The 20,344-nt window shown below is 70.9% G+C and carries 17 protein-coding genes; 2 read left to right on the forward strand and 15 right to left on the reverse strand.

The features are described from left to right. Positions 1-142: 142 nt before the first annotated feature. From OG390_RS19825 to OG390_RS19860, 8 genes are all read right to left on the reverse strand, one after another. Entirely contained in the window at positions 143-271 is a 129-nt protein-coding gene (locus tag OG390_RS19825; RefSeq protein WP_406169688.1) for a hypothetical protein, read from the reverse strand. Then, on the reverse strand, positions 268-2,574 hold the full coding sequence (locus tag OG390_RS19830; protein ID WP_406169689.1) for a xanthine dehydrogenase family protein molybdopterin-binding subunit: 2,307 nt from the start codon (positions 2,572-2,574) through the stop codon (positions 268-270). Before OG390_RS19830 ends, OG390_RS19825 begins: the two co-directional genes overlap by 4 nt. Beyond that, positions 2,571-4,103 carry a 2Fe-2S iron-sulfur cluster-binding protein gene (locus tag OG390_RS19835; protein ID WP_406169691.1) on the reverse strand — a complete coding sequence of 511 codons (1,533 nt, stop codon included), beginning with the start codon at positions 4,101-4,103 and terminating at the stop codon, positions 2,571-2,573. Before OG390_RS19835 ends, OG390_RS19830 begins: the two co-directional genes overlap by 4 nt. Next, positions 4,100-4,993, reverse strand: coding sequence for an FAD binding domain-containing protein (locus OG390_RS19840; protein ID WP_406169693.1), 894 nt, complete (start codon positions 4,991-4,993; stop codon positions 4,100-4,102). Before OG390_RS19840 ends, OG390_RS19835 begins: the two co-directional genes overlap by 4 nt. 280 nt (positions 4,994-5,273) lie before the next feature. Continuing rightward, complete coding sequence (locus OG390_RS19845; RefSeq protein WP_406169695.1) at positions 5,274-6,920, reverse strand: beta-N-acetylhexosaminidase; 1,647 nt, start codon at positions 6,918-6,920, stop codon at positions 5,274-5,276. Positions 6,921-6,938: 18 nt separating this feature from the next. Beyond that, positions 6,939-7,784, reverse strand: a complete 846-nt coding sequence (locus OG390_RS19850; RefSeq protein WP_406177751.1) for a carbohydrate ABC transporter permease — start codon at positions 7,782-7,784, stop codon at positions 6,939-6,941. Positions 7,785-8,537: 753 nt separating this feature from the next. Continuing rightward, positions 8,538-8,843 (reverse strand): DUF3039 domain-containing protein, encoded by a 306-nt coding sequence (locus OG390_RS19855; RefSeq protein WP_362017694.1) that lies wholly within the window; start codon positions 8,841-8,843, stop codon positions 8,538-8,540. Between the two features lie 29 nt (positions 8,844-8,872). Beyond that, on the reverse strand, positions 8,873-9,445 hold the full coding sequence (locus OG390_RS19860) for a YqgE/AlgH family protein (protein ID WP_406169697.1): 573 nt from the start codon (positions 9,443-9,445) through the stop codon (positions 8,873-8,875). Positions 9,446-9,725: 280 nt separating this feature from the next. On the opposite strand from OG390_RS19860, the gene murA reads away from it, so the two are divergent. Beyond that, positions 9,726-11,066 carry a UDP-N-acetylglucosamine 1-carboxyvinyltransferase gene (gene murA / locus OG390_RS19865; RefSeq protein WP_406169698.1) on the forward strand — a complete coding sequence of 447 codons (1,341 nt, stop codon included), beginning with the start codon at positions 9,726-9,728 and terminating at the stop codon, positions 11,064-11,066. Between the two features lie 113 nt (positions 11,067-11,179). On the opposite strand, the gene OG390_RS19870 is transcribed toward murA, so the two are convergent. From OG390_RS19870 to OG390_RS19895, 6 genes are all read right to left on the reverse strand, one after another. Beyond that, on the reverse strand, positions 11,180-11,461 hold the full coding sequence (locus tag OG390_RS19870) for an HU family DNA-binding protein (RefSeq protein WP_148008648.1): 282 nt from the start codon (positions 11,459-11,461) through the stop codon (positions 11,180-11,182). 351 nt (positions 11,462-11,812) lie between these two features. Next, a complete protein-coding gene (locus tag OG390_RS19875; RefSeq protein WP_406169700.1) occupies positions 11,813-13,246 on the reverse strand; it encodes an NAD-dependent malic enzyme in 1,434 nt (477 codons plus the stop codon). A gap of 395 nt (positions 13,247-13,641) precedes the next feature. Beyond that, positions 13,642-16,179, reverse strand: coding sequence for a HelD family protein (locus OG390_RS19880; protein ID WP_406169702.1), 2,538 nt, complete (start codon positions 16,177-16,179; stop codon positions 13,642-13,644). Between the two features lie 82 nt (positions 16,180-16,261). Further along, positions 16,262-17,044 carry an anti-sigma factor family protein gene (locus tag OG390_RS19885; RefSeq protein WP_406169703.1) on the reverse strand — a complete coding sequence of 261 codons (783 nt, stop codon included), beginning with the start codon at positions 17,042-17,044 and terminating at the stop codon, positions 16,262-16,264. A gap of 38 nt (positions 17,045-17,082) precedes the next feature. Beyond that, on the reverse strand, positions 17,083-17,613 hold the full coding sequence (locus OG390_RS19890) for a sigma-70 family RNA polymerase sigma factor (RefSeq protein ID WP_037619265.1): 531 nt from the start codon (positions 17,611-17,613) through the stop codon (positions 17,083-17,085). Positions 17,614-17,928: 315 nt separating this feature from the next. Beyond that, positions 17,929-18,516, reverse strand: a complete 588-nt coding sequence (locus OG390_RS19895; protein WP_406169705.1) for a CGNR zinc finger domain-containing protein — start codon at positions 18,514-18,516, stop codon at positions 17,929-17,931. Between the two features lie 163 nt (positions 18,517-18,679). Between OG390_RS19895 and OG390_RS19900 the strand changes: the two genes are divergently transcribed. Next, entirely contained in the window at positions 18,680-19,243 is a 564-nt protein-coding gene (locus OG390_RS19900; protein WP_406169706.1) for a DUF1772 domain-containing protein, read from the forward strand. Here OG390_RS19900 and OG390_RS19905 read toward each other — a convergent pair. Then, positions 19,192-20,343 (reverse strand): uroporphyrinogen-III synthase, encoded by a 1,152-nt coding sequence (locus tag OG390_RS19905; protein ID WP_406169708.1) that lies wholly within the window; start codon positions 20,341-20,343, stop codon positions 19,192-19,194. The genes OG390_RS19900 and OG390_RS19905 overlap by 52 nt on opposite strands. Between the last annotated feature and the right edge of the window lies 1 nt (position 20,344).

A 20,344-nucleotide genomic window follows, 5' to 3' on the forward strand; every position in this document is an offset into this window, starting at 1 on the left:
CCCGCCGCCCCTACCCATTCCCGTCCTGGGGGCTGCGCCCCCAGGCCCCCTGGGTTGACTTTTGACCGCGGGACGGTGGGGGCTGGTCGCGCAGTTCCCCGCGCCCCTTCAGGGGCGCAGAAACGGCCCACCCGCCGAACCTTCAGCTGAGGTACACGCCACCCACGACGACCACCACGGCCGCCGACACGAACAGCAGCACCCAGAGCATCAGCTTCCCGACGCCGGGCGGCGGTTCATAGCGCGGCGGCTCGGGTTCGGGAACGCTCATGACGGCGTCACCACCGCAGCCTGGGGGCGGATGGGGAGGCGGTTGACCGGGCGTCCCGTCGCCGCTCGGACGGCGGACGCGACCGCCGCCGGGGACGTCACGACCGGCACCGCACTGACCGCCTTCGCGCCGAAGGGGGCGACCACGTCGCGTTCCTCGACCAGCTTGACGATGCGGATGTCGGGGGCGTCCAGCGCGGTGGGAAGGGCGTACCCGGTGAGGTCGGGGTGGCGGACCAGGCCGCGCGCCGTACGGAGGTTCTCCGTCAGCGCGGCGCCCACGCCCTGGGTGACGCCCGCCTCGATCCGGGCGGTGAGCTGCGCGGGGTTGAGGATCCGGCCCACGTCCTGGGCGAGGGCGAGTTCCACGACACGGACCGAGCCCAGCTCGATGTCGACGTCCACCACCGCGCGGATCGCGCAGAAGGCCAGGCCCACGAAGGCGTCGCCCTGCCCGGCGGCATCCAGGGGTTCCGTCGGATGCGGGCGGCACTGCGCGGTGGCCCACAACTCCTTGCCGTCCATCGCCTCGGTGACGGTCGTCGACAGCACACCGTCGTACGACGTGATCTTGCCGTCCGTGATCTGCAGCAGTTCCGTGGACATGCCGAACTTGTGCGCCAGGGGCTGGAGCAATTGTGTGCGGACCATCTTCGCGGCCCGTTCCACCGCGCCGCCCGACACCCACGTGTGGCGGCCGCGGCAACTCCCGCCCGCCGGCGGCTGGTCGGTGTCGACCGGCGCCACGTGCACCTCGTCGATGCCGAGCGTCTCCTGGACGATCTGCCGGGCCAGCGTGGTGAAGCCCTGGCCGGTCTCGACGGCCGCGCAGAGCACCGTGGCGACGCCGTCGTGGACCTTCACCGTGGCTGTCGAGACCTCGTCCGCGCCCTCGGCGCCGAGCATGTGGACCATGCCGACGCCGTAGCCCACACCACGGCGTACGGCACCGGGTTCGCCCGCACCCTCGGGGCCCCCGGGGAGCAGCCACTCGTCCTCGGGCGTGTCCTTGGGCAGGGCGGGAAGCGGGAAGTCCCTTACGGCTTGCAGGAGTTCGGCGACCGGAGCCGGGCACGTCACCGTCTGACCCGTCGGCAGCACATCCCCCGTGGCCATCGCGTTGCGCAGGCGCAGTTCCGCCGGGTCGATGCCGAGCCTCTTCGCCAGCTTGTCCATCTGCGCCTCGTAGGCGGCGCACACCTGCATGGCGCCCTCGCCGCGTACGTGGCCGGAGGGCGGGTTGTTGGTGCGGACGGCCCAGCCCTCGATGAAGGCGTTCGGGACGACGTACGGGCCGCAGGCGAAGGACACGGCGGCGGCCAGCGACTCGGCGGAGGTGTCCGCGTAGGCGCCCGCGTCGAGCAGGATCTGTGCCTCGACCTTCACCAACTTGCCCTCGGCGTCCGCGTGGTGGCGGTAGCGCAGCAAGGTGGGGTGCCGGTGGGCGTGACCCAGGAAGGACTCCTCGCGGGTGGCGGTGAGCTTCACCGGGCAGCCGGTCTTCAGGGCCAGCAGGCCCAGCGGGAGCTGGAAGCCCTGGTCCTCGCGGTCGGCGGTGGCGCCGGGGACGCCGGTGACGACGACCTTCACCCGCTCGGGTTCCAGGCCGTAGCAGGCGGCGGCCGTGTCACGGTCGGCGTGCGGGTCGGTGGAGGCGACGTAGAGCTCGACCCCACCGTCGGGGCGGGGCACGGCGAGGCCGGCCTCGGCGCCGATGGGGGCAGGGTCCTGTCGGCCGATGCGGTACTGGCCCTCGACGACGATCTCGCCGGCCGCGGCCGGGTCGCCGTGGCGCAGCGGGATGTGCCGGATCAGGTTGCCGTCGGGGTGCAGGGGTTCGGCTTCGAAGGCCTGCTCCGGGTCGGTCACCGCGTCGAGTACCTCGTACTCGACGATGACGGCGGCCGCGGCCATGCGCGCGGTGTCCGGGTGGTCGGCGGCGACGGCCGCGATGGGCTCCCCGTGGTGGCGTACGACCTCGGAGGCGAACACCGGGCGGTCGGCCCTGCCGCGCCCGTGCAGCGCGCTGCCGGGCACGTCCTCGTGGGTGATGACCTCCCGTACACCGGGCATCTCGCGCGCGTGGCGGGTGTCGATGGACACGATGCGCGCGTGCGGATGGGGCGACCTGAGCACCGCGGCCCACAGCAGGCCCTCGGCCCACAGGTCGGCCGCGTACGGGAAGGTGCCCTCCGTCTTGGAGCGGGCGTCGGCGGCGGGCAGCGAGACGCCGAGTCCGTGCGGCACGGGCTCGGGGCCGGTCTCGGGTGCCGCCGGTGTCGCCGTCGCGGCTTCGTTGCTCACGCCTGGCCTCCGTCCTGGCCGTACGGCTGCTCATGCGGCGCTCGGGGATCGTACGGAGCAGTGTCCTCGTACGCCGACGGGTGGACGCCGCCCGCGCCCGGGCCTGCCTGGTGCGGGATGCGTGCCTCGTCGGCGTCCGGCGCGGCGTCGGCCGCGGACTGCGCCTCGCGTTCGGCGACGACCTCGCGCACGGCGTCCAGCACCCCGCGGTAGCCGGAGCAGCGGCACAGATTGCCGCACAGCGCCTGGCGGGTCTCCAGTTCGGTCGGCGCGGGGTTGCCCTCGAGCAGGTCGTGCACGGTCATCGCCATGCCCGGTACGCAGAAACCGCACTGCACGGCGCCGCACTTGGCGAGCGCCCGCTGCACGTCGGAGGGCTGCCCGTCGGCGGCCAGGCCCTCGACGGTGCGCACCTCGCTGCCTGCGGCGGTGACGGCGGGCACCAGGCAGGACGCCACGAGCCGCCCGTCGACCTGCACGTTGCACGCTCCGCACTCGCCCTGCGAGCAGCCGTCCTTGGCGCCCGCGAGGCCGAGCCGCTCGCGGAGCACATAGAGCAGCGACTCGCCGATCCAGGCATCGGTCACGGGACGGTCGGCGCCGTTGACGCGCAGGACGTACGAGGCGAGGGGGTGCTCGTCGTGCGGGGGCGCGGCGAGGGTGTCCGCGTCCCGCGCCTCCTCGGCGACGGCGCTCTCGGCAGTCTCCGAGGCTTCCCGGTCCTCCGGTGCCGGGTCCGGTTCGGCTGTCTGCGCCGGATCGCCGGCCACCGGATCGGGCCCGGCGGCCGGCTCGGGAGCCCCGTGAACGGGCTCGGCGGCCTGTTGGGCGGCCTGTGTGGGCGATTTCGTATGCGACTGCGCCGGAGGCTCCGCGGGAGCCTCAGCGGTCGTTTTCTCCGGCTCGGCGGACCACGCCTGTCCGATGGCCTCCGTGGCCCAGGGAGCGGCCGCGCCGCCGGGAAGCGTGGCGGGTGGCGTCCCGCCCCACTGCTCGACGAGCGCCGACGTGGTGAACTCGCCCGATTCGTCCGGAAGATCACCACCGGCGACCGGAATCGACCACTGCCCGGTCACATCATGCCCGGAGTGTGCCGAGTGTCCGGAAGGTGCCGAGTGCTCGGAATGCCCATCGGTGGCGGCTTCTTGTGCGGCCGCCTGGCCGAAGTCCCACTGCCCGGTGGCTCCCGGGTGGTACGAGAACCGGTCGTTCACGCCCTGCTGAGGCTCGCCCACTCGGGGCCCGGCGTTCGGATCCGGCCACTGGACGGCCTCGGCGGGCACCGCCCAGGTGCCGGTGGCTGCCGGGTCCGTCGCACCGGGCGTCGTGGGCGCGATCGTGATCTGCGGGGGCACGTAACCGTGCCCGGGCGCCGCGAGCGGGCTGTCCCGGTCCGCGAGGAGGGCGTCGATACCGCCTTCGGGGAGCTGGACGAAGGCGGTCGCGCTGTCGTCGTAGTCGCCCTGGGGCAGCGGATCCCACCGGCCGCCGCTCTGCGGAGTGCCCTCTCCGTGCTGGTCGTCGGTCACGACAGCGCCCTCCCCAGTGCTCGTCGGGCCAGCGCGGCGACGGTGCGCCGCAGGTGCAGTACGGCGGGCGGAAGCGGTTGCACGGAGCCGTCCTCGGCCGGGACGGGGTCAGGGATGCAGGCCGCGGCGACGTACTCCCCGAAGGCGCTCAGCGCCTCGGGCACGAGCGCCCGCTCCCCGTCCCAGTCGATCAGCTGGGCGACCCACGCCTCGGCGTCCAGTGGCCGCAGCGGCATCGGCGCTATGGCTCCGACGGCGCACCGCACTCCGCGCCGAGCGGGGTCGAGGACGAGCGCCACGGACGCGATCGCGCGCCCGGGCCCGGTGCGTCCGGTCGCCTTCAGGAAGACCTGCGGCGCATGCAGCAGCGGCACGCGCACGTAGCCGATGAGTTCGCCGCCGCGGAGCATCTCCACGCCCGCGAGCAGGTGCGAGACAGGGATCTCGCGGCGGGCTCCGCCCTGGCCCGCGATGATCAACGTGGCTTCCAGGGCGGCCAGCACGGGCAGCGCGTCCCCCGTAGGGGCGGCCGAGGCGATGTTGCCGCCCAGGGTGCCCGCGTTGCGGATCTGCGGCGGTCCGGCGGCGCGCGCGGCGGCGGCCAGCGCCGGGATGAGGGCCGCGAAGTCGGGGCGCCCCATGCGGGCGTGGGTGAGGCCGGCGCCGAGCAGCGCGTGGCCGTCCTGGTACTGCCAGCCGCGGATCTCGCTGATCCGGCCGAGGCCGACGAGCGCGGCGGGCCGCAGCTGTCCGGAGTTGACGGCGGCCATGAGGTCGGTGCCGCCGGCCACCGGAACGGCGGCGGGCATGGCGGCCAGCGCCGCCACTGCCTCGTCCAGCGAGGCGGGCAGCGTCACGGCCTGCGCCGCCTGCGGTGCGTGCGTGGTCAAACCGGCTGCCCCTTCCCGCTGCCCCACCTGGTCCCACCTGTGCTGCCGTACGGTACGTGCTGACAGGGCGGACGTGGCAACTCTGGCACATCTTCCCCGACCCTCGACGCGGGGGTCCGCTAGGAGGCATTCGCCCCTCTCACCAGGGAGATGGTCCGTTTTCGCACAACATCACCGGTGAGCGTCAATTGATACTCTTCGGTGACCCTTGGGCGCCTTTTGCCTTGTGAGGCCACCGTGGCAGGGTGAACACGACGGGACACACCGGTTGGGAGTCACCTCACACGTTTGGGGGCGCCCCCTCGAGCGGGCGTCCGAGCACACCGGGTCGCTTCTGCCACGGCAGCGGTCCCGCGGACGGCCGATAGGCCACTCCCAGGGCGTCAAGTCGCGCGTAGTGGGCGGTCATCCGGCGCTCGAAGTCCGCGAAGTCCCGTTCGGCGGGGGCGGGCAGGGCGCTCCAGGCGACCTCCGCGAAGGCCGCGAGCCGGGGGTATGTCTGGTAGTCCACGCGCGCGTGGTCCTCCATCACCTCGGTCCACACGTTGGCCTGAGTACCCAGCACATGCCGTGCCTCCGCCGCGGTGAGCTGCGGCGGCACCGGCTCGAAGCGGTAGACGTCCTCCAGGGTGCGGACGTAGCCGATGGGGACCGGTTCGTCCTCGCCGGCGTGTTGACGATGGTCCAAATACACCTGCTGCTCGGGGCACATGACGACGTCGTGGCCCGCGCGGGCGGCCGTGATGCCGCCCTGGTAGCCACGCCACGAGGACACGGCCGCGCCGTCCGCGAGCCCGCCCTCCAGGATCTCGTCCCAGCCGATCAGCCGACGCCCGTGCGCGGAGAGCCAGTTGTCGAAGTGCCGGATGAACCAGGACTGCAACTCGTCCTCGTCCGCGAGCCCGAGTTCCTCGATGCGCGCCTGAGCCGTCGGCGACTGCTTCCACTGGTCCTTCGCGCACTCGTCGCCGCCGATGTGGACGAACCCCGAGAACGGCGCGGCATCCGCCGGGAAGAGCTCCAGGAGTTCCTCGAACACCCCCTCATAGAAGCGCAGGGTGTTGTCAGTGGGGGCGAGTACGTTTTTGGAGACGCCCCAGTTGTCCCAGACGGTCAAGGAGGTCGTGTCGATGACGTCGGTGTTGCCCAGTTCCGGATACGCGGCGATGGCGGCCTGCGAGTGGCCCGGGATGTCGATTTCGGGGACGACGCTGATATGCCGCTCGGCGGCGTACGCGACGATCTCGCGGATGTCGTCCTGCGTGTAGAAGCCCCCGTGCGGCTTCTCCTCCCACAGGGGCGAGGCGCGATGGCCGAATTTCGTGCGCGCCCGCCAGGATCCGACCTCTGTCAGCTTCGGGTAGCGCTTGATCTGGACACGCCATCCCTGGTCGTCGGTGAGGTGGAAGTGGAAGACGTTGAGTTTGTGCGCGGCCAGGAGGTCGAGATGGCGGAGGACTCCGTCCTTGGGCACGAAGTGACGGGAGACGTCGAGCATCAGGCCGCGCCAGCGGAATCGGGGCGCGTCCTCGATGGTCACCATCGGAAGTTCCCAGTTGCGTCCCGGCCGCACCGGAGCCCGCCTGTACGCGTCGGGGCCGAGCAGCTGCCGGAAGGTCTGGGCGCCCCAGAAGACCCCGGCGGCGCTGCCTCCCTCGATGGTGCGCGCGGCCCCGTCGACGACCAGGCGATAGCCCTCGGGGGCGAGCTCCGGATCGATGGCGAGGACGATGCGGTTGTCGGTGTCCCGGCCGTCGGCGAGCGGAAACCCGGTGGCCGCGCCCAGCGTGGAGCGCAGCCAGCGCGCCACGCTCCCGGTACCGGGCCGCGCCTCGATCGTCGTCTCCGCGTCCAGGCTCTGGTACCCCGGGGCGGGCGGTGACCAGTCGAGCTCCCGGGGCGCCGGAATCAGCTGCACGTCCGTCATGCCATCAGTCCTTTACCGCTAGTCCTTTACCGCTCCGCCGAGGCCGGAGACCAGTCGTCGCTGTACGAGTACGAAGAAGATCAGCACCGGAATCGTCATCACGGTGGAGGCCGCCATCACCCCGCCCCAGTCGGGCTCGTCCGGCTTGTAGAAGACGAGAAGAGCCATCGGCAGGGTGGACTGCGAGGTGTCGCTGATGATGAAGGACTTGGCGAACAGGAAGTCGTTCCAGGCCGAGATGAAGGAAAACACGCTCGTGGCCACAAGGCCCGGGAAGACCAGGGGGAACAGAATCTGCCAGACGAATCGCGCCCGGCTCGCCCCGTCGATGTACGCGGCCTCCTCCAGCGCGTCCGGTACGGCCTTTACGAAACCCCGCAGCATCCAGATCGCGAAGGGCAGCGAGAAGGCGATGTGCGGCAGGATCAGCGAGCCCAGCGTGTTCAGCTGACCGAAGTCCCGCATGAGGAAGAACAGGGGGATCGTCAGGGCCTCGACGGGCACCATCTGCGCGACCAGGAACATGATCAGCAGGGTGGTCCGGAAACGGAAGCGGAATCGCGTCACGGCCGTCGCCGCGAGAAACGCGACGAGCGCCGAGACGACGACCACGGAGCCTGCCACGACAAGGCTGTTGAGGAAGTACCGGCTGAATTCCTGCTGTCCGAAGACGCGCCGGAAGGAATCCAGGGAGGGCGAAAGCGTCCACGGGCGGGGCTCGGTCGACCCGACCTCTCCGGCCGGTTTGAAGGCGCTGAGCACCATCCAGTAGAGGGGGAAGGCGACGACGGCCGCGATCAGCAGCGCGGACGCCTCGGCAGCCAGCCGCCATGGACTTCGTACGACACCCCGCAGGAAGTTCACCGTCGGGAAGCTCACAGTTCCTCCCCCTGCCTGCGCAGCAATTCTCGGCGAACCGCGCCTGCCAGCCGAGACCGGCTCTTCGGGTGCCTCTCAGGCAGAGCGTCATCGCCATGAGCGACGCGGCGCGCACTGTCTGGAAGCCGGTATCCAGTCCCTCCGGCCAGTCCCCCACCAGGGTCAGACCGCTGGACACCAGGAACACCGCCAGCACCGCCCACACCCACGGGCTCGGCCGCCACGGTTGCTGCAGCGCCTTCCGGCCGCCCCCGAGCTCCTTCGCCCGTTTCAGCTCCTGTCGGGCCTCGGCGCCGTAGCCGCCCACCTTGTTCAGGGCGGCCCCCAGAGCCCGGTGCGGCGCCGCCTCGTCCGGCGCCAGCCGGACCGCGGCACGCGCCGCGGCCACGGCCGCGTCCCACCGCCCCAGCAGCCAGTCCGCGTCGGCGACCGCGACCCACCCCCGCCAGTCGTCCGGCGCCAGCCGCACCGCCCGCTCCGCCAACGGCAATGCCGCCTCCGGATCCCGGAGTTGGAGGAGCACCGACGCCGCGAGGCTCAATTCCTCCGCGCTCTCCGGCTCCGCCCGCTCCACGAGCGCCCGGCTCGCTCGGAACTTCCGCTCCCGAGCAAGCTCCCGCGCCCGCAGCAACAACTCCACGCCCACCCCCACGCACGGCAAGACCGCGGCGCCCCTCACCAGGGACGTCGCGGCCTTACTGGTCTACGCGGCGTACTGCGCCGAAGGATCCGGCGGCGTTACTTCTTGTCGCCGCCCTTGCCGTCCTTGCCCTTGTCGCCGCCGGCGCCCATGGACTCGTAGATCTCCTTGCACATGGGGCACACGGGGTACTTCTTCGGGTCACGGCCCGGGACCCACACCTTGCCGCAGAGGGCCACGACGGGCGTGCCGTCGAGGGCGCTCGCCATGATCTTGTCCTTCTGGACGTAGTGGGCGAAGCGCTCGTGGTCCCCGTCACCGTGCGACACCTGCGGCGTCGGCTCTACGAGGGTCCCCGTCCCCGTGCCTCGCTGGGGCTGGGTCTCAGGCTCAAGAGTGCTCATGGGTGCAAGGGTACTGAAGCCCGCGCGCATCAGTTGAGCGACGGGTCGTCCGGATACGTCGCCACCATCGCCAGCTCGCTGCGCTGGCGGCGCAGCACCTCGCGCCAGAGCCGTTCGGGTGACGGGGAGGAGACGTCGCCGGGTTCGGACTCGACGACGTACCAGGCGCCCTCGACCAGTTCGTCCTCCAGCTGGCCCGGGCCCCAGCCGGCGTACCCGGCGAAGATTCTCAGTGAGCCGAGGGCCGAGGCGAGGAGCTCGGGCGGGGCCTCCAGGTCGACGAGGCCGATCGCACCGTGCACGCGCCGCCAGCCGAGGGGCGCGCGTTCGCTGGACGCGCCGCCCGGGATGACCGCGACGCCCAGCGCCGAGTCCAGCGACACCGGGCCGCCCTGGAAGACGACGCCGGGATCGCCGGCCAGGTCCGCCCAGGCCTCCAGGATGTCGCCGACGTCCACCGGTGTGGGCCGGTTGAGGACGACGCCCAAGGAGCCCTCCTCGTCGTGGTCGAGGAGCAGCACCACCGCGCGATCGAAGTTCGGGTCCGCCAGGGCGGGCGTGGCCACGAGCAGCCGCCCTGTGAGCGAGGACACCTCGGTCATGCCAGACATGATCCCGCATCTTCCCTTCGTGTGGGGAGCCAATGCCGGTACGGGAGTGAATGCAGCTCAGGGCGCAGAGAAGCGACCCCCGCGCACACCCGAACCGGTGACCCCGTGTGCCCGATTCGAAACGGTTCGTGTTGTGGCGAAGCTATGACGCAGCTGGGTGGTACTTGGGCTTACTCAACCGGGGTAGGCGGCTATTACCCTTGCTCATCGGCTCCCGCAAACCGGCTTGCCGACGACTTACACCTGCCCAACTCACCGGAACGCGAGATACATGACCGTCAATGACGATGTCCTGCTTGTCCACGGCGGAACCCCGCTCGAGGGCGAGATCCGTGTCCGCGGTGCGAAGAATCTCGTACCCAAGGCCATGGTCGCCGCCCTGCTGGGCAGCGAGCCGAGCCGACTGCGCAATGTCCCCGACATCCGCGACGTGCGTGTCGTACGCGGTCTGCTGCAGCTGCACGGTGTGACGGTCCGTCCGGGTGAGGAGCCGGGTGAGCTGGTGCTCGACCCGTCGCACGTCGAGAGCGCGAACGTCGCCGACATCGATGCCCACGCCGGTTCGTCGCGCATCCCGATTCTGTTCTGTGGCCCGCTGTTGCACCGTTTGGGGCACGCGTTCATCCCGGGGCTCGGTGGCTGCGACATCGGCGGGCGGCCGATCGACTTCCACTTCGAGGTGCTGCGGCAGTTCGGCGCGAAGATCGAGAAGCGGGCGGACGGCCAGTACCTGGAGGCCCCGCAGCGGCTGCGCGGCACGAAGATCCGGCTGCCCTACCCGTCCGTCGGCGCCACCGAGCAGGTGCTGCTGACGGCTGTTCTGGCCGAGGGCGTCACCGAGCTCGCCAACGCCGCCGTGGAGCCCGAGATCGAGGACCTCATCTGCGTCCTGCAGAAGATGGGCGCGATCATCGCCATGGACACCGACCGGACGATCCGCATCACGGGTGTGGACAGCCTCGGCGGTTACACCCACGCGGCCCTCCCGGACCGCCTGGAGGCCGCGTCCTGGGCTTCCGCGGCGCTGGCGACCGAAGGCAACATCTACATCCGGGGCGCCCAGCAGCGCTCGATGATGACGTTCCTGAACACCTACCGCAAGGTGGGCGGCGCCTTCGAGATCGACGACGAGGGCATCCGCTTCTGGCACCCGGGCGGCCAGCTGAAGTCGATCGCCCTGGAGACGGACGTCCATCCCGGCTTCCAGACCGACTGGCAGCAGCCGCTCGTCGTCGCCCTCACGCAGGCGACCGGCCTCTCGATCGTCCACGAGACGGTGTACGAGTCGCGCCTCGGCTTCACCTCCGCGCTCAACCAGATGGGCGCGCACATCCAGCTCTACCGCGAGTGCCTCGGCGGCTCGGACTGCCGCTTCGGCCAGCGCAACTTCCTGCACTCGGCCGTCGTTTCGGGCCCGACGAAGCTCCAGGGCGCCGACCTGGTCATCCCCGACCTCCGCGGCGGCTTCTCGTACCTCATCGCCGCCCTCGCGGCCCAGGGCACCTCCCGGGTCCACGGCATCGACCTCATCAACCGCGGCTACGAGAACTTCATGGAGAAGTTGGTGGAGCTGGGCGCGAAGGTGGAGCTGCCGGGCAAGGCACTCGGGTAACAGCGGCAGTCGTACGTACGACGATGGGGCGGCCCCGGTGAAGGGGGCCGCCCCATTGGCGTTACTGGCGCCTCGTACGCGTCCCTTTGGCTTACAGGAACGTACGGGCGGGCTTACTTGCCCTTGGCGGCTTCCTTGAGCTTGGAGCCCGCGGAGACCTTCACGCTGTAGCCGGCCGGGATCTGGATCGGGTCGCCGGTCTGTGGGTTGCGCGCGGTGCGAGCGGCACGGTGGGTGCGCTCGAAGGTCAGGAAGCCGGGGATGGTGACCTTCTCGTCGCCCTTGGAGACGATCTCGCCGACGGTCTCGGCGAACGCGGCCAGAACGGCGTCGGCGTCCTTGCGGGTCACCTCGGCGCGGTCGGCCAGCGCGGCCACCAGCTCACTGCGGTTCATGTTGTTACTCCCGTGTTCTTCTTGCCGTTGAGGCGTGCCACGCGGCGGAGCCGCATATTGGGCACAGCGGAGTCGATGCTGCCAGGGTCCTCGGTCGGTCCCCGGACCCGGGTCCGTAGCCAGACCCTCGCGCCCGAAGACGCATCCTGCCCCCACCTGCGGCGGGAAAGCCAATCCGGCACCCCTGGGAGTCACACGAACACCCTTGGGAGTCACACGAAAAGGCCCTGGAGAGGCCTGGGCAGGGCTGAGCCTGGCCGCCACCCTAAAGGCGGCCACAGGCCCCGCGTTCCGCGACGCGCCGGGTCCGGGGCGGTCGTGGCACCCGTCACAGCCGCAGCACGGCCGCGCTCACGCGGTCCCGTTGTCCGCTTCCGTCACCCCCGCCGCCCGCGCGGCGTTGCGCACCGCTCCGGCGACCGCGCCCGCGACCTTGTCGTTGAAGACGCTCGGGATGATGTAGTTCGGGTTGAGCTCGTCCTCGGTCACCACGTCCGCGAGGGCGGTCGCGGCGGCCAGCATCATCTCCGTGTTGACGGTACGCGACTGGGCGTCCAGGAGGCCACGGAATACGCCGGGGAAGACCAGGACGTTGTTGATCTGGTTGGGGAAGTCGGAGCGGCCGGTGGCGACAACTGCCGCCGTCTGGCGGGCGATTGCCGGGTCGACCTCGGGGTCGGGGTTCGCGAGCGCGAACACGATGGCGTCGTCGGCCATGGCGGCCACGTCGTCGCCGTCGAGCACGTTCGGAGCCGAGACGCCGATGAAGACGTCGGCGCCGCGCACGGCCTCCTTCAACGTGCCGGTGAGGCCCTCGGGGTTGGTGTTGTCGGCGATCCAGCGCAGTGCCGAGTCCGGGGTGGCGTCCACCAGGTCGCCGCGGTCGGCGTGCACGACGCCGTGGATGTCGGCGACGACAGCGTTCTTGACGCCCGCGGCGAGGAGCAGCTTGAGGATGGCCGTACCGGCCGCGCCCGCGCCGGACATGACGACACGAATGTCGCCGATCGCCTTCCCGGCCACGCGAAGTGCGTTGGTCAGGGCGGCCAGTACGACGATCGCGGTGCCGTGCTGGTCGTCGTGGAAGACCGGGATGTCGAGGGCTTCACGCAGGCGCGCCTCGATCTCGAAGCAGCGCGGCGCGGAGATGTCCTCCAGGTTGATGCCCGCGAAGCCGGGGGCGATCGCCTTCACGATCTCGACGATCGCGTCGGTGTCCTGGGTGTCCAGGCACAGCGGCCAGGCGTCGATGCCGGCGAAGCGCTTGAAGAGGGCCGCCTTGCCCTCCATGACGGGGAGTGCGGCCTTGGGACCGATGTTTCCGAGACCCAGCACGGCCGAGCCGTCCGTCACGACCGCAACGGAGTTGCGCTTGATGGTCAGACGGCGGGCGTCCTCGGGGTTCTCGGCGATCGCCATGCACACCCGGGCCACACCCGGGGTGTAGATCATGGAGAGGTCGTCACGGTTGCGGATCGGGTGCTTGGACTGCATCTCGATCTTGCCGCCGAGGTGCATGAGGAACGTACGGTCGGAGACCTTGCCGAGCGTGACACCCTCGATGCCGCGCAGCTGCTGGACGATCTCGTCGGCGTGCGCCGTGGAGGTCGCGGCGATGGTGACGTCGATCCGGAGCTTCTCGTGGCCGGAAGCGGTCACGTCGAGGCCGGTCACCGAGCCTCCGTGGGACTCTACGGCCGTGGTGATCTGGGAGACCGCGGTTCCGCTTGCGGGCACCTCCAGCCGGACCGTAATCGAGTAGGAGACGCTGGGCGCCGTTGCCATGGCCGACTTCCTCTGCTTTCACCGTGTTGCTGGTATGCCGTCCGATCGTCGCACCTACCGTCGAGTACGCGGTAGCCGCCCCGGATTGCGAACGTTTTGTTCGTGAGCGGCGGAAACTTTCGGAAAACATCTTCCACCATACGAGAAGTGGGAGCGCGACAAAAGAGGCCCACGTCACGGGGTGACGTGGGCCTCTTCGACGTTCAATGACACCGACCCGCCATGCTCGCCTCGCGGCAAGTGGTCGCTCGTAGCGACGAAGGTTGGGCCCGGGGGCTTGGATCGGGCCGGTGTCACGTCAACGGTAACAAACGATCCCCGTAAGGCAATTCCCGTCCCGAGAGTTCTTTCCCCTGGGGCCGGACGGGTGGGTGGCCGGGACAAAGACCCTCATATCAGTCCCGGAGCAGATCAGGCACCCCGTTCGCATCGGCTTGGTCCCGCTCATCGGAGACAACGGTCAGCTGCTGCGTAGCCCGTGTGAGAGCCACGTACAGCACGCGCAGCCCCGCCGGCGACTCGTCGGCGATCTCCGCGGGCGAGACGACCACCGTCGCGTCGTACTCCAGCCCCTTGGCCTCCAGGCTGCCGAGCGCCACCACGCGGTCGCCGAGCCCGGCGAGCCAGCGTGCGGCCTCCTCGCGCCGGTTCATGGCGACGACGACACCCACGGTGCCGTCCACCCGGTCGAGGAGGCGAGCCGCCTCGGCGCGCACCGCCTGCGCGAGTGAGTGTCCATGGCTCGTTGTCACAAAACGAGGCTCGACCCCGGTCGACCGTACGGCTGACGGGGACTCGGAGCCGGGCATGGCGAGGGCGAGGACCTTGGCGGCCAGCTCGGCGATCTCGGCGGGGTTGCGATAGTTGACCGTCAGGGTGAAGCGGCGCCGGGGACGGGTCCCGAGGGCCTCGTCGCGGGCCTCGGCGGCCTCGTCGGGGTCGGACCAGGAGGACTGCGCCGGGTCGCCGACCACCGTCCAGGTGGCGTGCCGGCCCCGCCGCCCGACCATCCTCCACTGCATGGGCGTGAGGTCCTGCGCCTCGTCGACGATGACGTGCGCGTACTCGGTCCGCTCCTGCGACAGCCGCTCGGCGCGCTCGCGCTGCGACTCCTCCCGCCCGGGCATGAGCTCCTCGAGTCCGGTGAGCTGGTCCAGGGGATCGAGATCGCGCCTCTTCCTGGGCCGGGCCGGCATGCCGAGGATCGACTGGAGCTCGTCAAGGATGGCCACGTCATGAACGGACAAGCCGTCCCGCTTGAGCGAGCGCGCCACCCGGCGGATCTCGCCGGGGTTGAGGATCCGCCGCGCCCAGCGTCCCAGCCGCCGCTCGTCTGCCATGGCGGCCAGCACGCCGCGCGGGGTCAGCTCCGGCCACCACGCGTCCAGGAACTCGATGAAGCCGTCCTCGGACGTGATGTCCTCGTCGAACGACGACCTCAGCTCGGCGGCCAGCTCCGGGTCCGTGTGCCGCGTCCCGGCGCCCGACCGCGCCCACAGCGCGTCGAGCAGCAGCCTGCGGGCGCGCGGGCGCAGCAGGTTGACGGGCGCGGTCCCGCCGAGCGCGTTGCGCTTGATCCGGTCCAGCTCGGCCGCTTCCAGCTCCAGCCGCCGCCCGAAGGCGACGACACGAAGGCGGGTGGGCGAGCCGACGGGGGCCCCACCCTCCGGGCCGCCCTGCCCGGCGGCCCCGGCCTCCTCCCCGAAGGCGAGCTGCTCGGCGTGGGGGCCGCGGTCGCCGGCCCGCACACCGCTGCCCGGCGCGTCCACGCCGCCGTTCCCCGGGGCTCCGGCCGCGTCGGTCCTGCCGTGGACGGTGTCCGTGCCCCTGGCGGAACGCCCGGTGGCGCCCGCGGGCCCCTCCAGCACCCCGCGCGCCGCCTTCCGAAGGACCTTCAACATCCGGTACGAGCCCTTGGCGCGGGCCACGGCCGGGGAGTCGTACAAAGTGGCCTCCGTGCCGTCGACGAGCGAGCCGATCGCACGGATGGCGACCTGGCCCTCCTCGCCGAGGGAGGGGAGGACGCCCTCGGTGTAGGCGACCAGCAGCGGGGTCGGGGAGACGATCAGGATGCCGCCCGCGTAGCGGCGACGGTCCTGGTAGAGCAGGTACGCCGCCCGGTGCAGGGCCACCGCCGTCTTGCCCGTGCCCGGGCCGCCCTCCACGTACGTCACGGACGCTGCGGGCGCCCGGATCACCAGGTCCTGCTCGGCCTGGATCGACGCCACGATGTCGCGCATGGTGTGACTGCGGGCCTGCCCGAGCGCGGCCATCAGCGCGCCGTCGCCGATTACCGGGAGTTCACGGCCGTTCAGGGAGGCCTTCAGCTCCGGGCGCATCAGGTCGTCCTCGACACCGAGGACCCTGCGCCCCTTGGAGCGGATGACCCGACGGCGTACGACACGGCCCGGGTCGACCGGCGTCGAGCGGTAGAAGGGGGCCGCGGCGGGCGCCCGCCAGTCGATGACCAGCGGCGCGTAGTCCGCGTCGAGGACGCCGATCCGGCCGATGCGGAGCGTCTCGGCGATGTCGGCGCTGTTGTCCTCGCGGACGGCGCCCTCGGCCGGTTCCACCGCCGTGTACGCGCCGTCCGGGCCCTTCTTGCCGTCCTTCCCCAGGAGCAGGTCGATGCGGCCGAAGAGGAAGTCCTCGAACTCGTTGTTGAGGCGGTTGAGGTGAATTCCCGCGCGGAACACCTGGGCGTCACGCTCCGCGAGCGCCCCCGGCGTACCGACCTGACCGCGCTTGGCGGCGTCGTTCATCAGGAACTCCGCCTCGTGGATCTTCTCCTCGAGGCGCCGGTACACCCGGTCCAGATGTTCCTGTTCGACGCTGAGCTCCCGGTCCCGTACGGAGTCGTCCTTGACGGAATCGACCTCGACGGATTCACGGACCGAGCCGAGCGCGGTTTCCTGCTGAGCCTGAGCGGCCACCGGGCCCCCTTCTGACGTGCTGGGCAGCCGTCAACCGTACGCGAAGGGGGGCCCGTAATCTACGCGTGCGCTCCGGGTTCGCTCACGCGTCCACTTCCACGAGCCGCTTCCCGTCGAAGGTCATGACCTCGAAGTGGTCGATCTCATTGGGCGAGAAGGCCGCGCCGCCGTGCACGTAGAGCGGGGATTTCGCCTCTTCGGTCTTGGCGTTGGGGATGCCGTAACCCCACTTCGGGACCGCCCAGGAGGTCACCGTCTCGCGCTCGCCGTTCTTGCCGACTGCGATCAGGGAGCACTTGAGCGGGCCCTTGACGTTCTTGAGCTGGAGGACGGCGTGGGTGCCCCAGTCCTTCTTCTCGACGGCGACGACGGCGTTGACCTTGGTGCTCGGGTCCGTGGCCGTGACCCTGTCCTTCATGACGTCGAAGGCGGCCCTGGCCGGACTGGTGGGGTGCGCCATCCCGGCCTCGTTGCTGGTGCCGCCGCCGTTGACCGCCATCACCGTCAGCGGACCGCCGATGATCAGCGCGGCCGCGGCCGCCACCAGGTACATCCCGCGCCGGCGCTTCAGGGCGCGCCGCTCGGAGACCTCGTCGACCAGCCGTTCCGCGAGCCGTGGGCTCGGGCGGGCGGCCAGGGACTCACCGATGGCCGGGGTGCCCTGGGAGGCGGGCAGATCCGCGAGTGCGGCGAGCATCGGTTCCATGCCGGCGAGCTCGTCGAGCTGCTGGGCGCACCACTCGCAGGTGGCGAGGTGTCCCTCGAAAGCGCTTGCTTCGGCGTCGTCGAGGATCCCGAGCGCGTAGGCGCCGACAGTCTCGTGGATGTTGTCACCCGGGTTCTGCTGTCCCCGTGGTCCCTGCATGGCTCCTGGACCGCCCGTTCCGTAACCCCCGTATGCGTTCATGCCGTCACCCCCCGCTCCTCCAGCGCCAGCTTCATCGAGCGCAGGGCGTAGAACACCCGGGAGCGCACGGTGCCGCTGGGTATGCCGAGCGTCTCGGCCGCCTCATTGACCGTACGCCCTTTGAAGTACGTTTCGACCAGAACTTCCCTGTGAGCAGGGGTCAGGTCGTCCAGCGCGTCCGACAGTGTCATCAGCCACAACGCCTTGTCGATCTCGTCCTCCGCGGGAATGACCTCCAGCGGTGACGGGTCCACCTCCTGCGGCCGGGCCTGCCGGCTGCGGTGGCCGTCGATGACGATGCGCCGGGCAACCGTCACCAGCCAGGGTCGTACCGAACCGGTCGCACGATTGAGCTGACCGGCGTTCTTCCAGGCACGGATGAGCGTCTCCTGCACGACGTCCTCGGCACGCTGCCGGTCTCCGGCGACCAGCCGCAGCACGTAGGCCAGCAGGGGTCCCGCGTGTTCCCGGTACAGCGCACGCATCAGCTCCTCGTCGGGTTCGGTCGACGAGGACTGCTGGGACATGCGATGTCGGGCCCTTGGCCTTCGTTCATCAGCCACGGCGGAATCCTTGCGCACGCCTACCTCCGGTGTCCGGGGGTTCCCCCAGTCGGTCGCTCATCCCCGGGTACGTGCGCAGGCGTGCGTGTGTTCAAAGAGCGTGCACTTATTTCTTGTTCAGCGTGTGAAGAGAGGAGGCAAGGGTTTTCTTGATCACTTGACGTGGTCGCGACATCACGTACGGACGCCGATTGCGCGCCCCGTGACCGCGTGATCACGCGAGGGCGAGGGCCGTACGTCATCGCCCTCACACACGACAGGAGCCGTATGTGACGGCAATCACGCGCGGGCGAGGGCCGCCCGGCGCCGGTGCCGGGCCACTCTCTCCCGGTTGCCGCACACCTCACTGGAACACCATCGTCGGCGCCGGCCCCGGGAGGTGTCGAGGTAGACGATCGGGCAGCTGTCCCCCTCGCACTGCCTCAGGCTCGCCCGCGCCACCGGATCGGTGAGCAGTTCCAGGGCGTCCCGGGCGACGACGGAGAGCAGTTCTGCACAGCCGGGCGGGGTGCGCAGTCTGCGGTGCAGCGAACCGTCGTCCGCGCGTACCGCCCAGGGGGCGGGCGGAGTGTCCAGCGCGACCGCGTTGACGCGGGCGAGTGCCGCGTCGGCGGGCCGCGCGTCGAGCTCGCCGCGCACCAACTGTGCGATGTGTCCGCGCAGTTCACGGAAGCCGAGCAGCCATGCCGCGTCGACCGACGCCAGCGGCGTCCCCGCGGGCACGAGTCCGGACGCGGCGATCCAGGCGCGCAGCCGGGTGGCCGAGTCCAGCCGTTCCTCGGGGTGGGTGGTCGCCGTCAGGTCCAGGCAGATCCGCCCGGAGTCGAACCGCAGCTCGTACGAGGCCGTGGCCATTCCCGATGCCATGTGCCTGTCACCACCTTGGGATTACCCGCTGTCGTACCCCCTACAGTGCATGCCCGCACGCGCGGCCGGAAGACTCCATACCGCTCATCTGCTGGACGCGTGCTTATGGGGCCGCGCGTCTGAGCCATGTCACCCGCGCTGCGGCGCCGGTTGACTCAAGGACATGACAGACAACAGCACGGGGCGGCGTACGACCGCCGGAGGTGTACTGGGTGCGGCCACGGTCGCAATGGGCCTGATCGCCGGGGTCTTCTACATATTCGCCTGCGATGTCATGCCGTCGCTGGCCCGCAGCGACGACCGCGTCTTCATCGAGGTCATGCAGAACATCAACGACGTGCTCCAGAACCCGGTGTTCTTCCTGAGCTTCATGGGCGCACTGGCGCTGACGGCGATCTCCGCCTGGCAGTCGCGGAACTCCCCGTACCGGTGGTGGGTGTTCGGGGCCCTCGCCGCGTACGCGCTCGCCTTCCTCTTCACCGTCGTGGTGAACATCCCGCTCAACAACGACCTCGCGAACGCCGGCGATCCGGCGAAGATCGCCGACCCGGCCGCCGTACGCGAGAAGTTCGAGGACACATGGGTGGCGTGGAACGTCGTGCGGGCTCTGCTGTCGACGCTCGCGCTGGCATGCCTGGCACGTGCGCTTCCGCTGTGCGGAAGGTCCGGAAGGCCTTACGCGTCGGCGTACTTGGCGTCCGCGGCCGGATCGAGCGCGAGCCGGTAGCCGCGCTTGACCACCGTCTGGATGAGCTTGGGCGCGCCCAGTGCCGTACGCAGCCGGGCCATCGCCGTCTCGACCGCGTGCTCGTCCCGCCCGGCACCCGGCAGCGCGCGCAGCAGCTCGGCCCGGGCCACCACCCAGCCGGGCCGCCGCGACAGGGCCCGCAGCAGCGACATCCCGGCCGGCGGCACGGGTCGCAGCGCACCGTCCACCATCACGGCGTGCCCGCGGATCTCCACCCGGTGCCCGGCGACGGGCAACGCCCTGGCCCGCCCCGGCAGTTCCTGGCACAGCAGCTGTACGAGGGGGCCGAGCCGGAAGCGTTCGGGCTGGACCGTGTCGATACCCCGGGCCTGCAGCGGCAGCGCGGTGACCGGGCCGACACAGGCGGGCAGCACATCGTGGTTCAGGGCGGCGAGGAGTTCCGGGAGCAGTCCCCGCTCCTCCGCCCGGGACAGCAGGGATGCGGCGGCGGGCGCGCTGGTGAAGGTGAGCGCGTCCAGACCCCGGGTGACGGCCGCGTCGAGCAGCCGGTCGACGGGACCGATGTCCTCCGGCGGCATCCACCGGTAGACGGGGACCCCGACGACCTCGGCGCCCGCGGCGCGCAGCGACTCCACGAATCCGGGCAGCGGCTCGCCGTGCAGCTGGATGGCGATACGGCGCCCGTCGACCCCCTCGTCCAGGAGCCGGTCCAGGACCTCGGCCATGGACTCGGAGGACGGGGACCATTCCTCGGTCAGGCCCTGGGCCCGTATCGCCCCCTTGACCTTGGGCCCGCGGGCGAGCAGCTCGACCCCGCGCAGCCGGCCGAGCAGGTCCTCGCCGAGCCCCCACCCGTCGGCGGCCTCGACCCAGCCCCGGAACCCGATGGCGGTCGTGGCCACCACGACGTCCGGTGCCTGGTCGATCAGTTCCTTGGTGGCGGCGAGCAGCTCGCTGTCGTCGGCGAGCGGCACGATGCGCAGGGCCGGCGCGTGCAGGACGCAGGCACCGCGCCGCTGGAGCAGCGCCCCGAGCTCGTCGGCCCGGCGCGCGGCTGTCACACCCACGGTGAATCCGGCGAGGGGGCCGGTGGCTGGTTGCTGCTGTTCGTCGTACATG

This window comes from Streptomyces sp. NBC_00996 (assembly GCF_045162675.1).
Taxonomy (GTDB): Bacteria; Actinomycetota; Actinomycetes; order Streptomycetales; family Streptomycetaceae; genus Streptomyces.